19 protein-coding genes and 2 tRNA genes are annotated in these 23068 nt (G+C 65.2%); 10 read left to right on the top strand and 11 right to left on the bottom strand.

The genetic code is table 11. The features are described 5' to 3' along the window. Positions 1-1515, top strand: a 1515-nt coding sequence (gene pulA, locus AAGD32_10490) for a type I pullulanase (GenBank protein ID MEM8874674.1), incomplete at its 5' end; no start/stop codon positions are given. Positions 1516-1605: 90 nt separating this feature from the next. Here pulA and AAGD32_10485 read toward each other — a convergent pair. Both AAGD32_10485 and AAGD32_10480 read right to left on the bottom strand, forming a co-directional pair. Next, positions 1606-2163 carry an AAA family ATPase gene (locus AAGD32_10485; protein ID MEM8874673.1) on the bottom strand — a complete coding sequence of 186 codons (558 nt, stop codon included), beginning with the start codon at positions 2161-2163 and terminating at the stop codon, positions 1606-1608. 59 nt (positions 2164-2222) lie between these two features. Further along, the gene (locus AAGD32_10480) at positions 2223-3812 is read right to left on the bottom strand and encodes a hypothetical protein (protein ID MEM8874672.1); all 1590 of its coding nucleotides are present in this window, start codon (positions 3810-3812) and stop codon (positions 2223-2225) included. A gap of 207 nt (positions 3813-4019) precedes the next feature. Between AAGD32_10480 and AAGD32_10475 the strand changes: the two genes are divergently transcribed. Together AAGD32_10475 and AAGD32_10470 are read left to right on the top strand one after the other, a co-directional pair. Next, a complete protein-coding gene (locus AAGD32_10475) occupies positions 4020-4700 on the top strand; it encodes a VTT domain-containing protein (GenBank protein ID MEM8874671.1) in 681 nt (226 codons plus the stop codon). 9 nt (positions 4701-4709) lie between these two features. Further along, the gene (locus AAGD32_10470; GenBank protein ID MEM8874670.1) at positions 4710-5264 is read left to right on the top strand and encodes a GNAT family N-acetyltransferase; all 555 of its coding nucleotides are present in this window, start codon (positions 4710-4712) and stop codon (positions 5262-5264) included. On the opposite strand, the gene AAGD32_10465 is transcribed toward AAGD32_10470, so the two are convergent. Beyond that, a complete protein-coding gene (locus AAGD32_10465) occupies positions 5249-5713 on the bottom strand; it encodes a hypothetical protein (protein ID MEM8874669.1) in 465 nt (154 codons plus the stop codon). The genes AAGD32_10470 and AAGD32_10465 overlap by 16 nt on opposite strands. 920 nt (positions 5714-6633) lie before the next feature. Further along, on the bottom strand, positions 6634-7815 hold the full coding sequence (locus AAGD32_10460; GenBank protein MEM8874668.1) for a glycosyltransferase family 4 protein: 1182 nt from the start codon (positions 7813-7815) through the stop codon (positions 6634-6636). Between the two features lie 59 nt (positions 7816-7874). Between AAGD32_10460 and AAGD32_10455 the strand changes: the two genes are divergently transcribed. Continuing rightward, on the top strand, positions 7875-9086 hold the full coding sequence (locus AAGD32_10455) for a 6-phosphofructokinase (GenBank protein ID MEM8874667.1): 1212 nt from the start codon (positions 7875-7877) through the stop codon (positions 9084-9086). On the opposite strand, the gene AAGD32_10450 is transcribed toward AAGD32_10455, so the two are convergent. Continuing rightward, positions 9083-9853: a hypothetical protein gene (locus tag AAGD32_10450; GenBank protein MEM8874666.1), complete on the bottom strand. Its 771-nt coding sequence runs from the start codon at positions 9851-9853 to the stop codon at positions 9083-9085. The two genes, AAGD32_10455 and AAGD32_10450, sit on opposite strands and share 4 nt — an antisense overlap. A gap of 64 nt (positions 9854-9917) precedes the next feature. Here AAGD32_10450 and scpB point away from each other — a divergent pair, with 64 nt between their 5' ends. Continuing rightward, positions 9918-10484, top strand: coding sequence for an SMC-Scp complex subunit ScpB (gene scpB, locus AAGD32_10445; GenBank protein ID MEM8874665.1), 567 nt, complete (start codon positions 9918-9920; stop codon positions 10482-10484). A 244-nt stretch (positions 10485-10728) separates the two neighbouring features. On the opposite strand, the gene AAGD32_10440 is transcribed toward scpB, so the two are convergent. The 3 genes from AAGD32_10440 to AAGD32_10430 form a co-directional block, all read right to left on the bottom strand. Further along, positions 10729-11106, bottom strand: a complete 378-nt coding sequence (locus tag AAGD32_10440) for a hypothetical protein (protein MEM8874664.1) — start codon at positions 11104-11106, stop codon at positions 10729-10731. A gap of 120 nt (positions 11107-11226) precedes the next feature. Then, positions 11227-11382 (bottom strand): hypothetical protein, encoded by a 156-nt coding sequence (locus tag AAGD32_10435; GenBank protein ID MEM8874663.1) that lies wholly within the window; start codon positions 11380-11382, stop codon positions 11227-11229. Positions 11383-11403: 21 nt separating this feature from the next. After that, positions 11404-12828, bottom strand: coding sequence for an efflux transporter outer membrane subunit (locus AAGD32_10430; protein ID MEM8874662.1), 1425 nt, complete (start codon positions 12826-12828; stop codon positions 11404-11406). Between the two features lie 39 nt (positions 12829-12867). Between AAGD32_10430 and AAGD32_10425 the strand changes: the two genes are divergently transcribed. From AAGD32_10425 to AAGD32_10410, 4 genes are all read left to right on the top strand, one after another. Beyond that, positions 12868-13965, top strand: coding sequence for an efflux RND transporter periplasmic adaptor subunit (locus AAGD32_10425; protein MEM8874661.1), 1098 nt, complete (start codon positions 12868-12870; stop codon positions 13963-13965). Positions 13966-13992: 27 nt separating this feature from the next. Next, a complete protein-coding gene (locus AAGD32_10420) occupies positions 13993-17097 on the top strand; it encodes a multidrug efflux RND transporter permease subunit (protein MEM8874660.1) in 3105 nt (1034 codons plus the stop codon). Next, positions 17094-17759, top strand: a complete 666-nt coding sequence (locus AAGD32_10415) for an ion channel (GenBank protein MEM8874659.1) — start codon at positions 17094-17096, stop codon at positions 17757-17759. The genes AAGD32_10420 and AAGD32_10415 overlap by 4 nt, the downstream gene beginning before the upstream one ends. Positions 17760-17854: 95 nt before the next feature. Then, positions 17855-18940 carry a hypothetical protein gene (locus tag AAGD32_10410; protein ID MEM8874658.1) on the top strand — a complete coding sequence of 362 codons (1086 nt, stop codon included), beginning with the start codon at positions 17855-17857 and terminating at the stop codon, positions 18938-18940. Between the two features lie 79 nt (positions 18941-19019). On the opposite strand, the gene AAGD32_10405 is transcribed toward AAGD32_10410, so the two are convergent. Next, positions 19020-19092, bottom strand: a tRNA-Ala gene (locus AAGD32_10405). Between the two features lie 537 nt (positions 19093-19629). Then, complete coding sequence (locus tag AAGD32_10400; GenBank protein MEM8874657.1) at positions 19630-19851, bottom strand: hypothetical protein; 222 nt, start codon at positions 19849-19851, stop codon at positions 19630-19632. A 626-nt stretch (positions 19852-20477) separates the two neighbouring features. Between AAGD32_10400 and AAGD32_10395 the strand changes: the two genes are divergently transcribed. Beyond that, entirely contained in the window at positions 20478-22976 is a 2499-nt protein-coding gene (locus tag AAGD32_10395) for a hypothetical protein (GenBank protein ID MEM8874656.1), read from the top strand. Here the strand turns inward: AAGD32_10395 and AAGD32_10390 are convergent. Continuing rightward, a tRNA-Ser gene (locus AAGD32_10390) sits at positions 22977-23064 on the bottom strand. Positions 23065-23068: the final 4 nt, after the last annotated feature.

The following is a 23068-nucleotide window of genomic DNA, read 5'->3' as shown; positions in this document are numbered from 1 at the left end:
GTCGTCATCGACCTGGACCGCACCGACCCCGACGGCTGGGGCAGCATCGCGACGCCGGTTGTTGATCCGAAGACCGACGAGATCGTCTACGAGATCCACGTCCGCGACTATTCCGTCGCTGACGAGAGCGCGCCCGAAGACATCCGCGGCACCTACCTTGGCCTGATCCACGAGAACGAATCGCCTGTAATGACGGGCCTTTCGCACCTCAAGGAGCTTGGCGTCACGGCGGTGCACCTGCTGCCGATTCAGGACTTCACCAACGAGCGCTCCGACTACAACTGGGGCTACTGGACCGCGCTGTTCAACGTCGCCGAGGCCGACTACGCGACGAACCAGACCGACCCCATCGCGCCGATCACCGAACTCAAGCAGACGATCCACACGCTCCACGCCAACGACATTCGCGTGATAATGGACGTGGTTTACAACCACACCTCCACGCCCGTCGGACAGCGTGCCTTCGACGCGGCGGTGCCCAAGTACTACTTCCGCACCACCGACGACGGCGAGTACCGCAACGACGCCGGCACCGGTAACTCCATCGCCGACGAGCGCGCGATGGTCCGCAAGTACATCGTCGACTCACTCGTCTACTGGACCAACGAGTACCGAATCGACGGCTACCGCTTCGACCTGCTCGGCACGCACCAGCCCGAGACTGTCTCGGCCATCCTCGCCGCACTCGAGTCGGTGCGTGAGGACCTGACGATCTACGGCGAGCCGTGGACCGGCGGCGGGCCGATCTACTACGGCAAGGGTGCGCAGCGTGGCAGCGAGATGGCCGTGTTCAACGACCACCTCCGCAACGCCATCCGCGGCGACCTCGACGGCACCGCTATCGGCTTCGCCACCGGCCCCGGCGGCGACCGCGGCGCGATCCTCGCCGGCGTCCGCGGTGCGATCGACGACTTCGCCGACCACCCGATCGAGTCCGTCGCCTACGCCAGTGCCCACGACAACCTCACGCTCTGGGACAAGATCATCAAGACCGCCCCGGACGCGGACGAAGCAACACACCGCTCGATGCAAAAGCTCGCGCTGGGCGTGGTGCTGACCAGCCAGGGCATGCCGTTCCTCCACGGCGGCAGCGACTTCGCCCGCACCAAGTACGGCGAGCACAACTCCTACAACAAGGGCGACGCGGTCAACAAGTTCGACTGGGCCCGCAAGGGCGAGTACCGCGACGTGTTCGACTACGTCGCCGGCCTGATCGAGATCCGCAAGGCCCACCCGGCCTTCCGCATGCACGACGCGACGCAGGTCCGCCGCAACCTGCGCGTGATCGCCCAAGGCCCGGCCGTCGCGTTCGCCCTGAACGGTGCCGCCGTCGGTGACCCGTGGGGCACGATCGTCGTCGCCTACACCGGCGACCCGACCGAGCACGGCGTCGAACTCCCGCCGGGCAAGTGGACCCAAGTCGTCAACGCCGACACCGCCGGCACCGAGCCGCTCCGCGAAGTCGAAGGCTGGGTCACCCTGCCGCCCTACTCGATGGTCGTGCTCTGGCAGTAACGCCGCTTGGACAGGTCAGTGAGCCGCGTTGCTTCGCAACGCTGGTGTTTCGCAAGTGCGGGCGCCCGGCGTTGCGGAGCAACGCGGCTATTAGTTCGTTGCAAACTCGAGGATGTCATCGAGCGACGGTGCGTAGTCATCGGTCGTGTCGACATGCAACGTCGGCACGCCGAGCTCCGGCGTTTCGTACGGTGCGGGCGGACCCATCTTTCCGGTGGCGCGGTACTCCGCGACCCGTGCGTCGCCGTGAAAATACTCCCGGCGCGGATCATCAAGCCCGCGTTGCAAATGGCGCCGTGCGGCAACGTCGGCCGGCACGTCGCACACGATCACCCGCACCTCCGCGACCGCCTGCAACTTCGGCAACTGACCCGCCCAAACCTTGTGCTGAAACGCCGCCTCAAGCACCGTCGTGACTTGCTCACGCAACTGCGCGACGGCCAGGCCGAAGAACGCCTCGAACACGCGGGCCTGCGGATCGCCGGGCAACTGATCGTGCCGAACGCCGTGCGTGTGAACGAAGCCTTCCTTGATCGCATCCCGGCTGATCAGCGGCAGGTACGCGGCCTCGGCCAGACGCCGCGCGAGCGTCGTCTTCCCCGACCCCGGCCGACCCGTAACGATGATGCACTTGGGTAATACGCTCATTGACCAAGTAACACTAGGTTGAGCTACACGATGCAGAAGCTCCGCACAACCGCGCGAACTCAATCGGCATCCGGATGGCAGTAGCAGCTTGCAATCGGCTCGACGTCGGCCCGAACAAAGGCGGCGGCCAGCTTTGGCTTGATCGCGTCGGCATCTTCGCCACGCCCCTGCATCGCTAGCGCATCGTGCAAACCGCGAAGCGACCAGCCATTGTTCGGATGACGCTTCAGGTCCGCTCGATAGACCGCCTCGGCACGCTCGGCCTTGCCTTCGGCCAGGAGCAACGCGCCCAGCGCGTGCCGCACCGGTTGCATCCAGCCCGGCGGCTCGTCATATGCCAACGCCTCCTCCATCGCCACTGCTTCGTCGAGCAGTGCGAATGCGCGATCGGGATCACCCGCGTGGTAGGCCATCTCGCCTTCGGCGGTTTTGCGAGCGGTTGCAAAAACGTCAGCCGCTTGGTTCACACCGACGTACCACGAATCGTCGAACATCTCGGCAACCGAATCGAGTGCGGCAAGTTCGGCGTGGGCTTCGTCGAGTCGACCAAGGTTCGCCAGCGCGACGGCCCGTGCGTAATGCCGTGTCGCTCGACTCGACCACCGCCAGTCCTGCGGCTCTGGCTCAGCGAGTACCTGCTCCCATTTCCCGAAGCGAAGCAAAACGTGATACGCGACGGGTGTAAGCCCGTCGGCGACCTCCGGCAGCGCCTCAACAAACTCAATCGGTACGTCGCGTTTAATCTTGCGAGCCGCGACGAGTGCTGTTTCATAACGCCCTTCCATCATCGCCGCATACGCCAGAAAGTGGGCGTTGTGCATGTAGTACACCCAGTAGAAAGTTGGCTGAGGTGCCAGGTCGAGGTAGCGATCATCGGCAGCGAGGGCGCGAACATTGGCATCGGCAGCGTCGGCGTAACGCCCCGTACGGATGAAGATGTGCGCCGGCATGTGCACGAGATGCCCCGATCCCGGCACCAGATCGACCAATCGCTCGGCTGCCGTAGTGCCCTTCTCCGGCCATGGCGACGCTTCGATCGCATGGATGTAAAAGTGGTTCGCCCCTGGATGGTCCGGCACGTTCGTCATCGACTGCTCCAACACCGCCAGGATCTCTTCGGTCCTGCCCTTGGGCTCACCATCGGGCGTCCAAAGGTCCCACGGCTGGAGATTCATCATCGACTCGGCGTACAACGGTCCTACGTCCGGGTCATCGGGATGGGCTTCCCAGACAAGCTGCATCGCCGCGGCGTAAGCCTCATCAAGATGTGTGCGATCGTCGGGAACCGGCAGTACGTAGCGCTGGGCGACAGCGTGAACCAATGCGTGTTCGACGGGCGTTTCGTCATCAAGTGCAGCGACAGCACGCTTGGCCGCAACGTGCGCAAGTTCCGATTGTTCGCGGCCCATCACGGGGTTGTTGATGTGCAGCCCGCGAGCATAAGCCTCGCCCCAGTGGGCCATTGCACAGTCGGGATCGAGCGCCGCAGCCTGTTGGAAAGAGCGGATTGCCTCGTCATGGTTGAAGCCGTAGAGCAGCTGAATGCCCTGATCGAACCACGCTTGGGCGACGGGGTCATCGGTCGTGACGATGCGGACGTAGCCGTCGAAGCCGGGATACATTTGGCCCGGGATTTCGGTCGGCCTCACGGTTCGATCTGCGGCAGGCGCTGTACAGGCAAGGGTGGACAATGCCAAGCTGAACAGGATAAGAGTCGAAAGTCGCACAGGTTGCTCCGGTTGAAGTGCCGGGAACGATTGTAACAAAAACATGCTCGCGAGACATTTGCAGCAGCACGTATCAACGGCGCTGTGCCGCTGAAACGCTCGCCATCGCCGGACCTACGCTGCTGGGCGATGCGTGCGCTGCTCAAGGTGATGATTCCGCTTGCGATGTTCTTCGGCGGGATGCTGCTGCTCCTGCGGCTCACCGGGGTGCTGGCGAACGAGCGGATCGAGGGGTGGCTGGAGGCGGCGCGAAACGCGTCGCCGGTCTGGGCGGGGTTGGTGGTGATCGGGCTGATGTTCGCGGACCTGTTCGTCGCGGTGCCGACGTTGACGATCATGCTCATCGCGGGGAGCCTGATGGGCTTCGAGGCGGCGGCGATCTCGGGGTTTCTCGGGCTGCTCTCGGCGGGGCTGGGGGGCTACGGATTGTGCCGGGCGTTCGGCGATCGGCTGGTACGGTTCATCATCCGCGACGAGGCCGAACGGCAGGACATGCGTGACACCTTCGCCAAACACGGCGTGGTGATGATCCTGCTGTCGCGCGCGTTGCCGATGATGCCGGAGGTGACGGCGTGTTTGGCGGGGGTGACGCGGATGCCGCTGGGTCGTTTCCTGACGGCGTGGATCGGGAGCACGTTGCCGTACGTCCTGATCGCGACGTATGCGGGGAGCAAGAGCAGTTTGGAGAACCCCTTCCCCGCGATCGCGGCGGCGGTCGGACTGGCCGGCGTGTTCGGGCTTTGCTGGCTGGCGTTCCAGCGGTCGCTGCGGAAGCAAACGGCCACGGCCCCCGCGACGGCGGGTCGTTAGACTCCCGCGATGCACGGCCTGACCACCGAACGCCTTACGATCCGGCGCTTCACGCCCGACGACCTCGCCGGCGTGGCGGAATTGCTCGACGGCTGTTTCGGCGATGAGCCGTTGAAGGAACGGGAGCGCTGGCTGGACTGGACGGTGCGGAACTACGTCGCGCTCGAAGCCCTGCACCAGCCGCCGTTCGGCGACTACGCGGTGGTGTGCGGCGCGCGGCTCGTGGGCAGCATCGGGCTGGTGCCGAGCTTGGCCCCTTTCGGCCGGCTGCCGACGCTAGGCGGTGACCCGTCGGCCAATCACACGCCCGAGCTCGGGCTGTTCTGGGCGACCCACCCCGAACACCGCCGGCGTGGCTACGCGACCGAAGCGGCCGCCGCCGCGTTGCGGTTCGTCTTCGGCCAACTCCACGCCGCCCGCGTCGTTGCCACGACCGAGCACGATAACGTGGCGTCCATGGCCGTGATGCGCAAGCTCGGCATGACGATCGATCGCAACCCGATCAACGACCCGCCGTGGTTCCAGACGGTCGGCGTCGTGTTCACGGATCAGCCGAGCGGCTGAACGTACCACTCGGACGCGACGGTCGCCCCGGCGTTTCGGAGGGCCGTGCGTTTGGGTTCGTCCTGGTGGCCGCAGACGGTGATGGACACCGCGACGCCGCGCTCGGCGGCACGTCGATGGAGTTCGTTACGCAGGGCTTTGCCCACGGTCTCCCACCACGCCGGGTTGGCCACCACGAAGTCGTCGACCATCAACGCCTTACCCCCCGGTGCATAAACCGGCGGCGGATCGACGACGCTGCCTATGACAAAGCCACGCAGCGCATCGTCGATCAGGCAAATGCGGTCGGCGTCACCGAGAACCTTCTCCAGATGCCGGGCGTGAATGGCGATGTCGTCGGGCGCGACACGCCAGAAGACGGGTGAGTACGCTTCATACGCACGACGCTTTTCGCCGGCGAGGCGGGCCATGTGTGGGACATCGTCGACGGTCGCGGTGCGGACAGGCATGGCCGCACGTTACGCGCAAACAAAACCCGCCCGGACGTCCGTCGACGTCCGGGCGGGGAAAGTTGGTGGTGCGGGCGTCACCGTCGTGACGGCGCACCGGCCGGGGTTGTGGTTGGGCCCCGGTGTGTAACTCTCTGGTTGTACCCTCCGCGAGCGCTCCTTTCGGTGTCGCGGCTTGTCTTGGCTGACCGGCACGCCGTCGTGTCGGCCCGCTCGTTTCCTCGCGACCTGTCCAACCCTCGAACAGGCCTCGTCTCCGTCCGGGCCTGTTTCCTCGAACCCAGACCTCGTTTCCGACGGTGTCGGTCCCTCAACCGACGGCCGTCCTCGTTTCCGCGATGCGTCGTCCCTCAACGCCGCGTCGCTCCGATGTCGCCGATCGACACCCTCGTGTCGCTCGGCATGTCGGCCGGTCCTCTGGGTCACGGTCCCTCAACCGATCGCCACCCGGCCAACGCCCTTGTTTCTGCGGCTCAGGTTCCTCAACCCTCACCGCCTCGTTTCCGGCCACGTCCGGCGAACCCTCATTCGCCATCCGCGGCCCTCGTTCCCCCAACCTCGTTTCCGACGAGCCCGATCCCTCAACCGTGCTCGCCCTCGTCTCCCCCGAGACCAAATCGCGTCGCGCTCAATCTGTGAGCGCGCAAAGGATCACCCCACGGGTCGCACGGGAACGCAGTCCAGTGGCACGACGTGAGTCGGCGTTTGGTCTGCGTTGTCCGGCAACTCTGCCGCGGGGTGTCTCCCCTTCCCTTGTGGATATGACCAACTTTGGAAGAAATCCGTCTTTCCGCGAATAGGCGATCGCCTGTCGCGATGCAAGAAGTATCACGGATGTCGGAGTCGGTTGCAAGCGCCATTTATCGGACGCGGTACGAAATGATGTCGCACGAGTTGGAAAGCTGGGCGGTGGCTGCGGATTAACCGGAGACAAGAAGCCGTTCGTAGTGATCCGCGAGGGCCACGTCGGAGAAGTGGGTCAACCCCCGCATCCGGGCCGACTCACCGAACGCGGGCCAACGCGATTCGTCGGCAAGCACGCGGGCCATGCCGGCGTTGACGCTTTCCTGATCCATGCCGGTGATGTGCCAGCCGGTGCCACCGTCCCGCACCGTCTCGGCCGGTCCGCCGTGGGCATGCACGAGCACGGGCACACCCATCAACATCGACTCGATCACGCTCAGCCCGAACGGCTCCGGGGCCACCCGCAAGTTGCACGAGACATCGGCGGCCGCGTACCAGGGACGCACGTCGGTCAACTCACCTGGCAGATGCAGGCGATCGGCCACGCCGAGTTCGTCGGCAACGCGTCGGAGTTCGTTCGGGAACGCGTCGTCCTTCGACCCGCCGACGAGTGCCACGTGAACCGGCCGGCCCGACGGCGTGGTCGGGTGCACGGCCGCCGCCCGCAGCAGATGCATCCCGCCCTTGTCCGCGACGAGCCGTGCCGCGATGACGAAGACCGCCGCCGATTCAGGCAGGCCGAGCCGGGCTCGGTCACGCTCCACCCGCGTCGGATCGAAGTGATCCGTCCGTGAGGCGTGGTAGAACGTGATCGGCTCGACGCCGCGCCCCGCGAGTGTCCGCCCCGTCGCCGCGCTGTCGGCAAGCACCGTCACGTTGCCCTCCCGACAGAGCCGTTGATAGACCCGTTTGTTGAGTTCGAACGGGTAGCGGTCATTGACGAAGTTGGGCATCTCCCAAAAGCACCTTGTAGCGATGGGCTTGGTTGCTTCGACTGCGGCCCGAACATGGAACGGCCATAGCACGTGAAAGTGCTTGCCGCCGAAATCCTGGATCGCCGAACGCAACGCATTGCCGGTGTTGCGATCGACCTTGCGACCGCGGGCGAACTTCCAGAGCTTGGCCGGCAGCGATCCGCCGTATGTGTCGGGGACCGCGTCAAGCTTGAGCAGCCGGGTGTGCATCCCCGCATCGGCGAATCGGTCGGCGGTCGTGCCAGGGTGCGTGTGCAGAAGTTGGACCGGCCAGCCACGTCGGTGCATTTCCGCTGCGAGCGAGAACGCGGCGGTGCCGACGCCATACACCTCGTGCCCGTGGCAAAACCAGCTCAGCGGAAAACGGTCCGTCGGGTGGGCCATCGAATCGCAAGGTAATCACTGCTGGCACCTTGTCACGCGATCCCTACCATCCCCGCATCATGGCAGCCAATGCAGTCGTCGCACAGTCGGGCGGTCCCACCGCGGTCATCAATCAATCCCTCGTCGGCGTGATCGAAGCCGCACAGAAGGCCGGGCACATCGATAAGATCCTCGGCGCCCGCCACGGGGTGCGTGGCATGATCGAAGACGATTTCATCGACCTCTCCTCAGCGCCGGCCGAGTTGCTCGAGCGCATCGCCCAGACGCCGGCGGCCGGACTGGGAAGCTCGCGTGACAAACCCGACGAGGAGTACTGCAAGAAAGTCTTCCAGCACCTGCAAGCCCAGGGCGTGAAGTACATGTTCTACATCGGCGGCAACGACTCGGCCGACACTGCACGGATCGTCAACGAAGTCGCCGCGCAAGCCGGTTACGAGCTGCACGTCTTCCATGTGCCCAAAACGATCGATAATGACCTGCGCGTCCACGATCACACGCCCGGCTACGGCAGCGCGGCCAAGTTCGTCGCCTCCGCCTGCATCGGCGACAACTTCGACAACAAGTCGCTCCCTGGCGTGAAGATCAACATCATCATGGGCCGCAATGCCGGCTTCCTCACGGCCTCTGCCGCACTGGGCCGCAAGTACGAAGACGACGGCCCGCACCTGATCTACATGCCCGAGCGGCCGGTGACCAAGGAGCAGTTCATCGCCGACGTGCAGGAGGTCTACGACCGCCTGGGCAGGTGTCTGGTCGTCGCGTCTGAGGGCATGATGCACCCGGACGGCAAGACGTACGCCGAGATGATGAACGAAGACCTGCCCAAGGACGACCACGGCAACGTGCAGCTCGCCGGCTCGGGCGCGCTGGGCGACTACCTGCAAGACGCGGTCAAGGCTGGCGTGAAGCCGAAGGACGGCGGCAAACTCCGCGTCCGGGCCGACACGCTCGGATACATGCAGCGCAGCTTCCCCGGCTACGTCAGCGAAGTCGACGCCGCCGAAGCCCGCATGGTCGGCAACAAGGCCGTCGAGTACTCCGCCGATGACGCCAACAAACAAGGCAGCGTCGTGATGACGTGCGACCGTGCGGGGGACAAGTACGCCGTGAAGGTTCACCTCGAGCCGCTCGAAAACGTCGCCCGCCTCACCCGCCACATGCCCGACGCGTTCATCGAAGGTCATAACAACGTGAGCCAGACCTTCATCGACTACGCCCTGCCGCTGGTCGGCGAACTGCCCACCGTTGGCTCGATCAGCGAGTTGGACTAGCAGGGCACACGCGAGATACCGCGGGCTTCGAAGAGCTGTACGAGCCGCTGTGCGATTCGGCGTTGCGGCATGCTACCCGCGTGAATCACCGGCAAGCCCGCCGCCCGAGCCGTCCGCCACGGCAACGGGTCCGTAACGCCACGAGCCACGTTCAGGTACGCGTGACACCGCGTGACGCACTCCTCGAACGGAACGTCCGTGGTGTGCCAAATGTCGGGCTGCTCCATTTGGCAGGACAGCCGGGCGAGGACCGTGCTCATGGGACCACGGCCGTGGCTGACGAGCGTCATCGGTCGCCCCGTGACCCGCAGCACTGCCGCCGCGAGTACCGCCGAACGCAAGTTGTCCCGCCAACTCGGCATCGGCGCAATGAGCACCCGAAGTGTGTCGGACGCCTGATGCCGCGACTCTGGGACGTTCAACACGGGGCGCATGCGACGGATCGCACCCGGCGCGTAGCCGAGCGCCGCCGCACGTCGGGCCGCCTGTTCGGTATGGCATTCGAGCCAACGCACCGGAAGAAATTCGTTCGGCCCCGCTGGCGGCGCGACCCCGACGACCTTGCTCGGCTTGGCAAAGCACGCCACCCGCGTGGCGGTCGATCCCCACGCCTGCACAGGCCCTGGCCAGCCACGGATCGCACGCCAAAGCCGACCGACATTCGCCGACACGTACAACCGCCGCGGCCCGGCCAACCGGTCGGCGGTAAAGTCGACCCGGCTGAGCACATGCAGCGTCGTGTCGGGTTGGTCCGGGCCGTCCAGCAAGCCAAGCAGCGTAGGGGATTCGACCGGCTTTGCGAGATGGCGGCAAATCCGTTCCAATCGGCCTGTGGCCGAAGAGACGGAACCCATTGTCACCGAGAACGAGCCGCCGCCGGAAGTGCCCGACATTCCGGTCGATCTCGCGTTGCTCGAAGCCGCTCTGTTCAGCACGCGCGGCCCCCTCACCGCCGGTCGGCTGGCCGAACTCCTTGAACTGCCCAGCACCAACGGCGTCCGCCCCGCCGTCACCGAGCTCAACGCCGAGTACGAAAAGACCGGCCGCACTTTCCGCATCGAGTCCGTTGCCGGCGGATTTCAGATGATGACCCTGCCGGAGTTTGGCGACAAACTCGCTAAGCTCCAGAAGAAGGAAGCGGACGCGAAGCTGACCAAAGCCGCGCTCGAGACACTGGCGATCATCGCGTACAAGCAGCCGGTCCTGCGGGCCGAGATCGAAGCCATCCGCGGCGTCGCCTGCGGCGAGACCATCCGCTCGCTGATGGAAAAGCACCTGGTCAAGATCGCCGGCCGTGCTGAAGAGCCGGGCCGGCCGATTCTCTATGGCACCACCAAACGCTTCCTCGAAGTCTTCGGCCTCAACACCACCCGCGACCTGCCGCAGGTTGAGGAGTGAGGATTCAGGCCTAAGGAATCCGGCGTGGCTACAACGGTTCGTTTTCCGCGCTCTGAATCCGGCATCCTTAGTTCTGACTCTTCCCCTTACGACACCACGCCGGCGATGGCCGCGTGGTCGTCTTGTCCGGTGATTCGTCGCCGCTAGTCCTCCGATTTTGCTCCGGCGTTCCGCTCGCGTTATCGAGCAGATGGTTCAGGGGTCTCGTAGAGCACATACCTAAAGATCGCACCAATCGTGCCGCTCACTCACCGAAGCCAAAGTGAATGGCGACCACTGCTGCCAGATGCGACAAGGCGAGCCCGGCCAGAATGAACCAGCTGGTTCGTCTCGGCAGCCACGCTGCTGCTCCCACCGCCGCCCCGTAGACCGGCAGTTGCAGCCATATCAGCCAATTGGGCACCACATTGAAGTAGACGTACGGAAAGATCATGTACCCCACAGGGTGATCGGTTGGCTCCGGCTGCGAGTACGTCACCGCGACCGCGACCACAAACGCCGGCAACGTAATCATCGCGCCAACGCCTGCCCCAATCAGCGTCCAGATAACACGCTTTCGCATACACGCCTCTGGCGTGTCGGGCGGCGGCAGATCGGACCAACGTTTCGACTCATCAGCCATACACATAGCCGTCGCGGCGGCCTACCAAACCTTGCAGTCATCCTGATCAAAGGCAAACAAACTGCGATCCGGACGACGGTCGAAGGATGCGGTCAAACACTGCCAGATTGACGTCAACATCTACACCAGAAACGCGTTGGCCAGGTCGACGAAGAAGAATGCGGTGACCAGCGGCAAGAGGATGAACGCGAACAACGGCAGCTTCAGCCTTGCAGCGATGATCGCCTTATGGGCAACGGACCCGGGCGTGATGGCGATGAAGCTGGGGACTTCCATGACGACTCCAACCGGCCGGCGTCAGTCGGCGGTTTGACCAGCCGTCTGGACTTCATCCGGGTCCCAGCCACCGCCGAGGGCTTTGTACAACGCCACCAAGTTCTGCACCGCGAGTCCGCTGGCCTCGGCGACCTGGCTGTTGGCGATGGACAGCTCCATTTCGACCGAGAGCAGATCCTGGAAGTCGATCAGATCGTCGCGGTAGAGACTGAGCGCGAGGTCGTACGCCTCCTGCGCGGATGCGGCGGACCTCTCGACGTCGCTTAGGAGGATGCGCTGCTCGATGAACGCGGTCATCGCCGACTCGACTTCCTCGATCGCGCGGAGCACGGCTTGCTCGTACAGCAGCACCGCTTGGTCGAGCACGGCATCCTCGACGTCGATCTGCGCCCGAAGCGCCCCTCCGTCGTAGATCGTCCAGCGGACGCTGGGGCCGAGCGAGAAACCGAGCGGCGAGGTGGCGAGGTCGGAGCTGATGCTGCCGCCGAGGGAGAACTGCGGATAGAGGTTGGCCGTGGCGACGCCGACTTGCGCGGCCTGGGCGGCGAGTCGGCGTTCGGCGGCGCGGATGTCGGGCCGCTGACGCAGCAGTTCGGCGGGAATACCGATCACGATCTCCGCCGGCGGAACCGGCAGCGGTCCGGGCTCCTGCAAGTCGAACGGCAGATTCTGCGGGGCCTGCCCGACGAGCAGCGCGACTGTGTTGATGTTGCGGTTGAGGTCGATCCGCAACGGCGGCAGCTTCGCCTCGGCGCTGGCCACCTGTTGCTCGGCCCGGACGACGTCGAGCCGGGAGGCGAGGCCGTCACGCTCGCGGATGCGGGTAAGCTCGAGAATCTCACGCTGTGTCGCGAGGTTCGCCTCCTCGACCGCGAGCTGTTGTTGGAGCCGACGCACCGAGAGGTACCGGTCGGCGACCTCCGCGAAGAGCGACACCTGCACGTCACGGCGATCGGCCTCGGTCGCCTCGAAGGTCGCATCGGCGGCTTCGACCTGCCGGGCGATCCGCCCGAAGACGTCGATCTCCCAGCTCGCCTCGGCGCTCAGGTTCGACGTGACGCCGCTAGAGAAGCCAGTGTCGGTGTCGCCGGTCACCGCAGTGCCACCGCCAAGCGAGAGGCTGGGCCGCCGACCGGCCGTGGCGATGTCGAGCCGCGCTCTCGCCTCGGCGACCTTCGCAATCGCGACGCGCAGGTCCCGGTTGTTCCGGTCGACCTCGGCGATGATCGCGGTGAGCATCGGGTCGTTGAACACCGTCCACCATTCACGCAGGTCCGCTTCACCAGGAATGAAAGCCGGGTCATCGATGGTGGTGAACTCCGCGGGCATAACGCCGACGGGATTCTCCGGCGGACCTTCGTAGTCGTGGCCGACTTTGCAGCCGGTCACGGTGGCGAGTCCAAGGAGCATCGTTACGATGGCGGCGGCTTCTGGGGTTCGACGCATATGACTTTCCAAAGTAGACATCGACGGGCGGCGCTCGCGTTGACCATAGCGATCGCGGGCGGGCTTGCCGCGGGTTGTGACAACTCTAACGAGTTCCAGGCCCCGCCGCCCCCGCCGGTGGTCGTGAGCCAGCCGCAGCAGCGCAGCGTGATCGACTACGCCACCTTCACCGGTACCACGTCCGCCGCCGACAGCGTCGACATCCGCGCGCAGGTCGGCGGGATCATCGACGACGTGCCCGTTGACGACGGCGCACCTGTCGAGGAAGGCGATCTGTTGTTCGTCATCAACGCCGAGAGCTACACCGCCGCCCGCGATGCGGCCCAAGCGCAGCTCGACCAGGCCAAGGCCAAGCAAGCCCTCGCCGACGCCAAGGCCCAGCGGATCGAGCGGTCGGCCGCCGACGGTGCGGTTTCGCAACTGCAAGCCATCGAGGCCCGCGCCGAAGCCGAGGTCGCCAACGCCGCCGTCACCGTCGCCGAGCGGGAGCTGGCGATCAAGCAACTCGACCTCGACTACGCCACCGTCGAAGCCCCACGCAAGGGTCGCATTCGCAAGGCCGGCCTCGGCGTCGGTGATCTGGTCGCGCCCTCCGGCGACGGCGGCCTGCTCGGCACCATCTTTGACGACAGCGAGATCACCGTCGCCTTCACCGTCCCAGACCGCGTCTACCTCACCGCCATCCGCCGCGCGGGCGGCGACGAGTCACGCCGGCCGCCGCTCATCGAACTCGGCACCGAGATCGACGACGGCTACCCGTACACCGGCGGGATCACCTACGCCGACCCGATCGTCGACGAACAGACCGGCACCGTCCGCGTCGAGGCAACCGTCCAGAACCCGGACCGGCAACTCGTCGGCGGCTTGTTCGTGCGGGTCCGCATGCCGGTCGAGACGTTGCCGAGCGCGATCGTCGTGCCGCAGGTTGCGATCGCACGGGATCAGGTCGGGCCGTATGTGCTGGTCGTGGGGGAGGGGAACGTGGTCGAGCGGCGGGACGTGGAGTTGGGCGGCGTGGACGGGGCTGACCGCGTGGTCCGCAGCGGCCTCTCGGCCGAAGACAGCATCGTCGTCAGCGGCCTGATGCGTGCCCGCCCCGGCGCACCGGTCACCCCCATCCCCGCCGAGTCCGAGTAAACCCGCCCACCACTTTCGCCAAGCCGCATGCTGTCGAAGTTCTTCATCTACCGACCGATCTTCGCGACGGTGTTGTCGCTGGTCATCATCGTGGCCGGGCTGACCTCGCTGATGGGGCTGCCCATCGCGGCGTACCCGGACATGGCCCCGCAGACGATCTCGGTCAAGGCGATCTATCCCGGTGCCGACGCGCAGACCCTCGCGACCACCGTCGCCACGCCCATCGAGCAGGAGGTCAACGGCGTCGAGGGCATGCTCTACATGAAGAGCACCTCTTCGGGCGACGGCACCTACACGCTCAACGTCACTTTCGAGACCGGCACCGATCTCGACATCGCCGCGGTTCAGGTGCAGAACCGTGTGTCGGCCGCCGAGTCGTCGCTGCCTGAGGAAGTGCGGCGGATGGGCATCAAGACCGAGAAGCGGATGCCCGACTTCGCCCAGATGGTCAGCGTGACCTCGGACGATCCGAAGTTCGACGACATCTTCCTGAGCAACTTCGCCACGCTGCGGCTACGCGACCAACTGCAGCGCGTGAACGGCGTCGGCGGCGTGAGTGTGTTCGGCGCGGCCGACTACGCGATGCGGGTGTGGATCAACCCCGAGAAGCTGCAGGCGCGCGGGATCACGGCCAACGACGTGCTGGGCGCGATCCGCGAGCAGAACGTGCAGGTCGCCGCCGGCACCATCGGCCAGCCGCCCGCCGACGCCGGCACGCCGTTCCAGTTCGCCGTCACCGCACAAGGCCGGCTGCTCGACGAGGCCGAGTTCGGCAACATCGTCGTCCGCACCACCGACGACGGCCGGCAGGTCTTCGTCCGCGATGTCGCCCGCCTCGAACTGGGCGCGGCCAACTACGTGATGGAGTCGAAAGTCGACCAGAAACCCGCGGCGGTGCTGGCGATCTTTCAGCTGCCCGGCGCGAACCTGATCGAGATCTCCGACGGCATCCAGGCGTTGATCGACGAGCTGAGCCCGACGTTTCCCGAGGGCGTGGATGTGGCGATCACCTACGACGCGGCCGACCAAGTGCGGGCGTCGATCAGCGAGATCGTCACGACGCTGTTCATCGCCGCGGCATTGGTGATCCTCACGGTGCTGGTGTTCCTGCAGGACTTCCGAGCGACGCTCATCCCCGCGGTGACGATCCCGGTCTCGCTCATTGGCACGTTCGCGGTGATGGCGCTGCTGGGCTTCTCGCTCAACACGCTCACGCTGTTCGGCTTGGTGCTCGCGATCGGCATCGTCGTCGACGACGCGATCGTGGTCGTGGAGAACGTCGCCCGCAACCTCGCCGAGACCGACCTCTTGCCCAAGGAAGCCGCGGCCAAGGCGATGGCGGAAGTCACCGGGCCGATCGTCGCGACGACGCTGGTGCTGCTGGCGGTGTTCGTGCCGACCAGCTTCATGGGCGGGCTGACGGGCGTGATGTACAACCAGTTCGGCCTGACCATCGCGGCCGCGACCGTCTTCAGCTCCATCAACGCCCTCACGCTCAGCCCCGCGCTCTGCGGCGTGCTCATGCGGAAGTACACCGGCAAGAAGAACCCGCTGTTTCGCGCCTTCGACGCCGCGATCGAAGGCTCGACCAAGGGCTACACCAAGGTCGTCACGCAGGCGGTCCGCAAGGCCGCGATCGCGATGGTCGTATTCATCGGCCTGAGCGTCGCGGGCGTCTTCGGCTTCATGGGACTGCCGACCGGGTTCGTGCCGGACGAGGATCAGGGCATCCTGATGGCGCAGGTCGTCCTGCCCGACGCCGCGTCGCGCGAACGGACCCGCGCCGTCACCGATCAGGTCAACGCACTCCTCGCCGACACCGACGGCGTCCGCTCGGCCATCCAGATCGGCGGCTTCTCGCTCATCGACAACGTCGCCAACCCCAACGTCGCGTCGTACATCATCGCGCTGGAGAACTGGGACGACCGTGCGCAAACCCAGGCGGAGATCCTCGGCGGTTTGCAGGGCAAGCTGTTCGGCGTAATGGACGGCGTCGCATTCGCGTTCGGGACGCCGCCGATTCCCGGCGTTGGGCTCGCCGGCGGATTCGACATGCAGGTGCAGGATCGCACCGGCGTCGGCGTCGACGCGCTGCAGTCCGCAACCGCCGGCCTCGTCGAAGCGGCCGGCTCGCAGTCGAACGTGCAAGGCGTCTCCACATCCTTCCGCGCGACCGTGCCGCAGCTGTTCGTCGACGTCGACCGTGAGAAAGTCCAACAGCTCGGCCTCGACCTCGACACCGTCTACGGCACGCTCCAAACGAACCTCGGCGGCAGCTACGCCAACGACTTCAACACCTTCGGCCGCACGTTCCAGGTGCAGGTGCAGGCCGACGCGAGCTTCCGCTCCACGCCCGACGACATCCTCAAGCTCCGCGTTCGCAACGACGATGGCGAGCCGGTGCCGCTGTCGGCGGTCGCGACGGTCGAGCAGCGGTTCGGGCCGTCGTTCATCAGCCGGTACAACCTCTATCCGTCCGCGTCGGTCTCGGGCAGCGGCGCACCGGGCGTGTCGTCCGGTCAGGCGCTGAACCTGATGGAAGACATCGCCGCCCAAACGCTGCCCGCGTCGATCGGCTACGAGTGGACCGGACTGTCGTTCCAGGAGAAGCAGGCCAGCGGCAGTGTGCTCCTGATCTTCGGGCTGTCGATGTTGCTGGTGTACCTGACGCTCGCAGCACAGTACGAGTCGTGGACGTTGCCGGTCGCCGTGTTGCTCGCGGTGCCGCTGGGGCTGCTCGGCGTGGCGGGCGGTGCGTTTGTGCGCGGGTACGACAACAACACGTACACGCAGATCGGCGTGGTGTTGCTGATCGCGCTGGTGAGCAAGAACGCCATCCTGATCATCGAGTTCGCGCGGGAGAAACGCAGCGAGGGACTGTCGCCCGCGGATGCCGCGATCGAGGCGGCCCGCTTGCGCTTCCGGCCGATCCTGATGACGGCGTTCTCGTTCATCCTCGGCACCGCCCCGCTGGTCATCGCAACCGGCGCGGGCGCCGGCGCACGCACCGCGCTCGGCACCGCCGTGTTCTTCGGCCTGATCCTCGCGACGATCTTCGGCGTAATCCTCACCCCCGCGATCTACCGCGTCGTGCAAGGCACCAGCGAGCGCTTCCGAAGGACGCCGGCGTGACGCGGTTTCGCTTTGCTTATTTGTTGGCGGCGTTGATCCTGATCGCGTTCGTTCGGCCGTTCATCGAGGCGAGTGTGTTGGGTGTCGGCGTGGCGGACGTGCTGCTGTTCGGGACGCTGCTCGCCGGTGCGTTCGCGGTCGCGGGGAAGTGTTGGCACTTGATCGTCGTCGCGGGTCTCGGCGTCGCGTCGGCCCTTTCGCAGGGGTTGTTTCTGTTGACGTCCAACCATGTCGCGGCGCGGGTGTTTCTGCTTGTGACGTTGGCGTTCTACTTCGTGGTCGGCGTGCTGCTGTTGGTCGCGATGTTCGACGGCCGACGCGTCACTGCCGACACAATCTGCCAGGCGATGTCGGTCTACCTGCTGCTCGGGCTAATCGGCGCGATGGCTTACGCACTGCTCGAGAGCGTCGTGCCCGGCTCGTTCAGCTTCCCCGCCGGTGCCGCCGAGCCCGACCGGTTCGATCGCTTCCTTGGCTTCAGCTTCGTCACGCTCACCACCCTTGGCTACGGCAACATCTCCCCCGCCTCGCCCCGCGCCGACGCGCTGACCACCCTCCAAGCCGCCGCCGGCCAGATCTACCTCGCCATCGTCGTCGCGCGCCTCGTCGGCGTGCAGATCGGACAAACCAGCGCCGACCCACTCAAAGATGAACCGTCATGACTTCTCGACTCGCACTGCTCCTGTGCCTGGCCATGCTCGCCGGCTGCGTCAATCACTAGCTCTACAACGCAACGCCTGAGCAGTACCTCCAGACCGTGTCGCTCGATGGCGGCGGAGACATCGCGTACGACCTTGCGATCATCGAGTTCGATGACCAGGGCACGTTCTGGAAGCTCGACCAGCTCGAGGACACGCTGGACCTGATCGAACGCCGTAACGCCGAGACCGAGCGTGGCATCCTCGTGTTGCCGTTCGTACACGGTTGGAAGAACAACGCCGATCCGAATCAGAAGGAAGGCGATCTCGTCGACTTCCGTGAAGAACTTGCCGCGATCGCTGATTTGCTCGCGTCCGGCGACAAAGACTCACCCGACCGAGTGATCGGCGTGTACCTCGGCTGGCGCGGCGCGACCTCGCGCATCCCGCTGCAGCAGCAGACAACGTTCTTCGACCGACGCCGCACCGCCGAGCGCGTCGCGTCGTTGAACATGCGCGAGACGCTCTTCCGCATCCTCATCGCGACCAACGCCAACTCATCGTCCAAGGCGTTCGTCGTCGGGCATTCCATGGGCGGCATCGTCGTCGGCCGCACGCTCCAACCCGATATCACGACGCTCTTGCTTTCGGAAGGCCGCAACGGTATCAGGCTGACGTCGGCGCTGACGGTCTTGATCAACCCGGCACTCGATGCGCTCGCGTCGCACCAGTTCATCGACTTCCTCAAACGTTCGAATGCCCGCGTCGAAGTCCGCCACGCCGACGGTCGTGTCGAGCCGGTCGATCAACCGATCATGGTGTCGATCCAAACCGAGGTCGATACCGCCACGGGCCGGGCTTATCCGGCCGGACGCATCTTCGCGACGCTGTTCAACAACTTTCGCGGCGACCACGCCAAGGGCGCGCCGAGTCGACGCACGCTCGTGACCCGCGCTGAGGGACACGTCCCCTATCTCGTCAGCCACGACGCGTGGATCGAGGACGGCGAGCTTCGGCTCGAGCGTGTGCCGGGCGCGTGGAACGACACACCCTACTGGGTCATCCGCGTTACCAAGGACATCTCCAAGGACCACGGCGACACTCGCAATCCCCGCCTCGGCGAACTCGTCGACCGCATCGCCCGCGGCAACCGGTTGTACGACACCGACGCCGAGCTTTGGATGCGCGTCTCACGAGAGAAGTGAAAAGCGTCGTTTCGTTACCCGCCGCAAAGGACGCCGTCTCAAAGACCAGCAACCCTTCCACCAACGGGATTCGTCGAAGTGGACCTGATCGGGATCGAACCGACAACCCCTGCCTTGCAAAGGCGGTGCTCTCCCAATTGAGCTACAGGCCCGGGGTGCGGCGAGTCTATGCCGGAGCCGCCGGCGGTCGAGTGGGTGACGAGAAGCTTGGGCAAAAAAGAAGCGGGCGACCCTGAGGAGGAGGTAGGTCGCCCGCTTGCGGAGGAGGTCCGGGATGGACACGCCATGGTGCTCGCCCTCGGGCACCTGTGTTTTGGAAAGCGGCCGGCCGAGGAGGAGGAAGCCGGCCGCTTTGCGGAGGAGGTTCGTTGAACCGAAATCCGCGGCACCTTGCGGTGCTCGAGTTTTAGAAGGCCGGAGACTGAGGAGGAGGTATCCCCGGCCTTGCGGAGGAGGTCTTTCAACCTGATGGTCCGCCACCCTTTCGGGCTGATTTTTGGAAGGCGGCCGACCGAGGAGGAGGAAGTCGGCCGCCTTGCGGAGGAGGTCTCTTCGGAGACATTTCTCAAAACACCCGCGGGTCTCGCGGGTGCCCCAACCGCCTTCCCAAACGGCAGGGGATCGTATTTTAGAAAGCCGGGGCTGAGGAGGAGGTACCCCGGCTTTGCGGAGGAGGTTCGCTTGTCGTTCTACTCGCTGAAGTCAGGGTCGCGAGCGAAGAAGGAAAGTCCGGTGAGTGTGAGCATCAGTGCGAACAACGATGTCATCACCGGCAAGATTTCCCATCCGCGTTCCGCAGGTTGCTCGGCGGAGCCGAGCGGAATCGCGTAATGCCCTTTCCAAAGCACAAAACCTGCGATAAGAAGGCTCACGAGGAGCACGCACAGTCGTTTGATTGTTTCGGTGGTCATGGCTGGCGGAGCGGGTCGCCCCGAGTCATGGCCTCCTCGATTACTCCCTGCCGTTCGATCCGTCTTCCGCTGGCAGTTGGCGACGCTCAACTGTTGAGCATTCCGCCGTGGTTTCACTTACGCCGGCCTAGTAGCGATACGTGTGCCACGCGAAAAGAAAACGGTTAACCGCCGCACATTTTTCACTTCGCCTGCCGATTGAACACCAAAATGCCGGTTTGGCGGGCACGGGTTGATTAAATCCTCACAATCCCCGGAGAGGAGTGCCGCGCAGATGAGTAGCATCTGACCAAAGCTCGCCCAGAAAGCGGGCACATGAGAGCGCGCATCCTGCGCATGAAATAAGCACTCGTTCGCCCAGTGATTAGGCAAACGTGTACGTCGACCCCAAATGGGACCGTTCTGAAAATGTTGGCGGTTCGCGTTCGGGATCTCGCTGCGAACGATGTCGCTACGCCAGCCGCTCGGCCGTGAGTCCCGACGGATTCTCCTCCGCCGTGCGAATAGAGTAGCAGCCGCGACACCGGGAGGCGATGGCGCATCCGTAATTTCACTGAAACCGAACGCAAGCAGCTCGGCCGGGAATAGCGGTTGCGACGATCGGCGGGGTTGTCGATAAGGCGGGGGTGTCCCGACTCCTACCCCTCGCCGCCGTGCCGATGGTCATCTGGAGTGCGCTCGCACTCCAGCCGGCCTCGGCCAACCCCGCCGAACCGGTCCGCCTGCGCCTGACGACCGATATCGTCAACCCCGAACCGCAGCGGTTCGGCATGAACGTCGATCCGGGCGGATATGCGGCGTGGAATCAGGCCGCCGCCCTGCTCAACAACCTCACCGCCGATCCGGGATTCGAGCCGACCGTGCTTCGGTACAGCGGCACCGCGACTGGCGGCGACGAAACCCGCCTGATCAACGACGCGGGTCCGAGTACCACCGTCTGGAAGACGATCGGCACCGGCTTCCTCGACGGGGCCGACGTCCGCGTCTACCGATTCACCGACGATGCCGGCTGCGAGCTGGTCCGCACCGGGACCGTGGCCGAGTACCTCGCCGACGAGTCGGGCGAACGGGCGATCGTCTTCACCGAACCGGGGCCTCCCGTCCGCAAAGGCGACCTGTACTTTGTTTCGACCTCGGCGACGAACCCGCCATGGGACAAGCTGCATCCGCGGATGAAGCACCTCACCCCGGCAAGCCGCGACACTTGGAAGCCGTTCGGGCATGGCACCGTCACCCGAGACGACACCACCGCCGCACCCGAGTTCGGCGGCCAATCCTCGCTGAAAATCACGACCGACCTTCGGCGACAGGCGGGTGTGTCCCAGTTCGCGTTCGGCAACCCCAACACGGTCTTTAACGCCCCCACCGCCGGGAAGACTTACCGCGTCGAGGTCTGGCTCAAACAGACCGGCATCCCCGGCGGCCGAGTCAGTTACCGCAACACCCAGGAATACCGCGGCATCAACCACACCTGGACCGACGTCACGGATCAGTGGCAGAAGTTCAGCTTCGACTTCGTCGCCCCGCCGGCCGACCCGACCTCGCCGGTGTCGGAGCATTACCTCTTCTTCGAAGGCCCCGGCACACTCTGGGCGGACAACCTGCTTTTTTATGACGTATCCAACGAACCGATGGCGCTGCGGCCGGACCTGGTCGAGCAGATCACCGCATTCAAGCCCGGCACGCTGCGGATCTGGTCGGGGCATACGAACACCAAGTGGGGCACGAGCCTCGACGGCTGGCTGAGCGATGACCGCGAAGTGCCGCGGCTCTGGGGGACCGACAACGGGCCGAGTGCCGGGCACACCGTCAACCTCCCGGCCGGGCTGCGGCTGTGCGAGCAGACCGGTGCCGATCCGTGGCTCGTCGTGTCGCCGTCGTTTTCCGAGGCGGAATGGTCCGGGCTGATGGAGTATCTCGCCGGGCCGGCCGATCGTGGCTACGGCAAGCTCCGCGCCGAGCACGGACGAACCGAACCGTGGACCAACGCGTTCGACACGATTTACCTTGAGATGGGCAACGAGACGTGGAACTCGCTGTTCCGGCCGTGGACGTTCATTGGCAACGGGAAGAAGTACGGGCAGTTCTCGCAGCATATGTTTGAAACGGCCCGCCGGTCACCGGCGTATCCGGGCAACGGCAAGATCACGTTCACGCTCGGTGGCTTTTTCATTCAGGCCAACGAATACGGCTACGGCGCCGCTGCCGTCAAAGCCGCCCCGGCGGCGGACGTCGTCGGCATCACCGCTTATGCCGGCGGATGGGAATCCAAGGTCAAACTCGGCGGCGATACCGTTAACCCCGATGGGTACCGCGAAGCCCTGGAGTTCCCCGTCCGCTCGTTGCTGCCGATCTTTGAGAAGCACGCCCAGACCCACGCGGACCTCGCCGGACGCGGCGTCGAATACGAGCTGGCCATTTATGAAGGCGGGCCCGGATACGCATTGCCGAGCGCGGAAAAACCGTTCAACCCGATCCAGGAGGCGTACGGCAAATCGGTCGCAGCCGCGACGATGAACCTCGACGCGTTCTGCGCCGCTGCGGCATACGGCGTCGGGCCGTCGGCGTTCTTCCAACTCCGCACCGGCCCGAACTGGTCCACACACCGACAAGCCGACGACGGCACGCTGATCCCCCATGTCAGTTGGCTCGCGATGGAGATGGTCAACAACCACGCCATCACCGATGATGCCGTCATGCTCGCGGTCGTGCCCGAATCGCTGCCGACGGTCCACACCAAATCGTTCAACGGCTTCGAGTTTCACGGCAACAAGATCGACCGCCGCGAGAACGTACCGCTCGTCTCGGCGTACGGCTGGCGTGACGGGGATCAGTTTGCGGTTCTCGTGCTTAGCCGACGTATCGACATGGCAACCCCCGTGGAGATCTCGCTCCCCGGCACGGCCGACACCGCCATCGTTCACCAAATCGAGGCCGACCCTTCCTCGACGAACAACAACGGATACGACGTGAAACCGACCAGCCGCCAGTTCTCCGTCAACGATGACGTGCTCGCAATGTCGATCGCGCCGGGCGGTGCTTATCTCATTGTCATGGGCATCGCCGACGTTCCCGAGGGAGAGTCGGTTGGAATCGAAACGCTCGACTGGCTCGACGGCCGATAGCGGAGGCGAAGGGATTCGAACCCTTGGTGACGCGGGGCGCCACGGCGGTTTTCAAGACCGCTGCATTCAACCACTCTGCCACACCTCCGTGA

It is taken from the genome of Planctomycetota bacterium (genome assembly GCA_039182125.1).
Lineage (GTDB): Bacteria > Planctomycetota > Phycisphaerae > Tepidisphaerales > Tepidisphaeraceae > JBCDCH01.
Note: the sequence above shows the minus strand (reverse complement) of the source record. Positions and strands in the feature narration are given on the sequence as shown.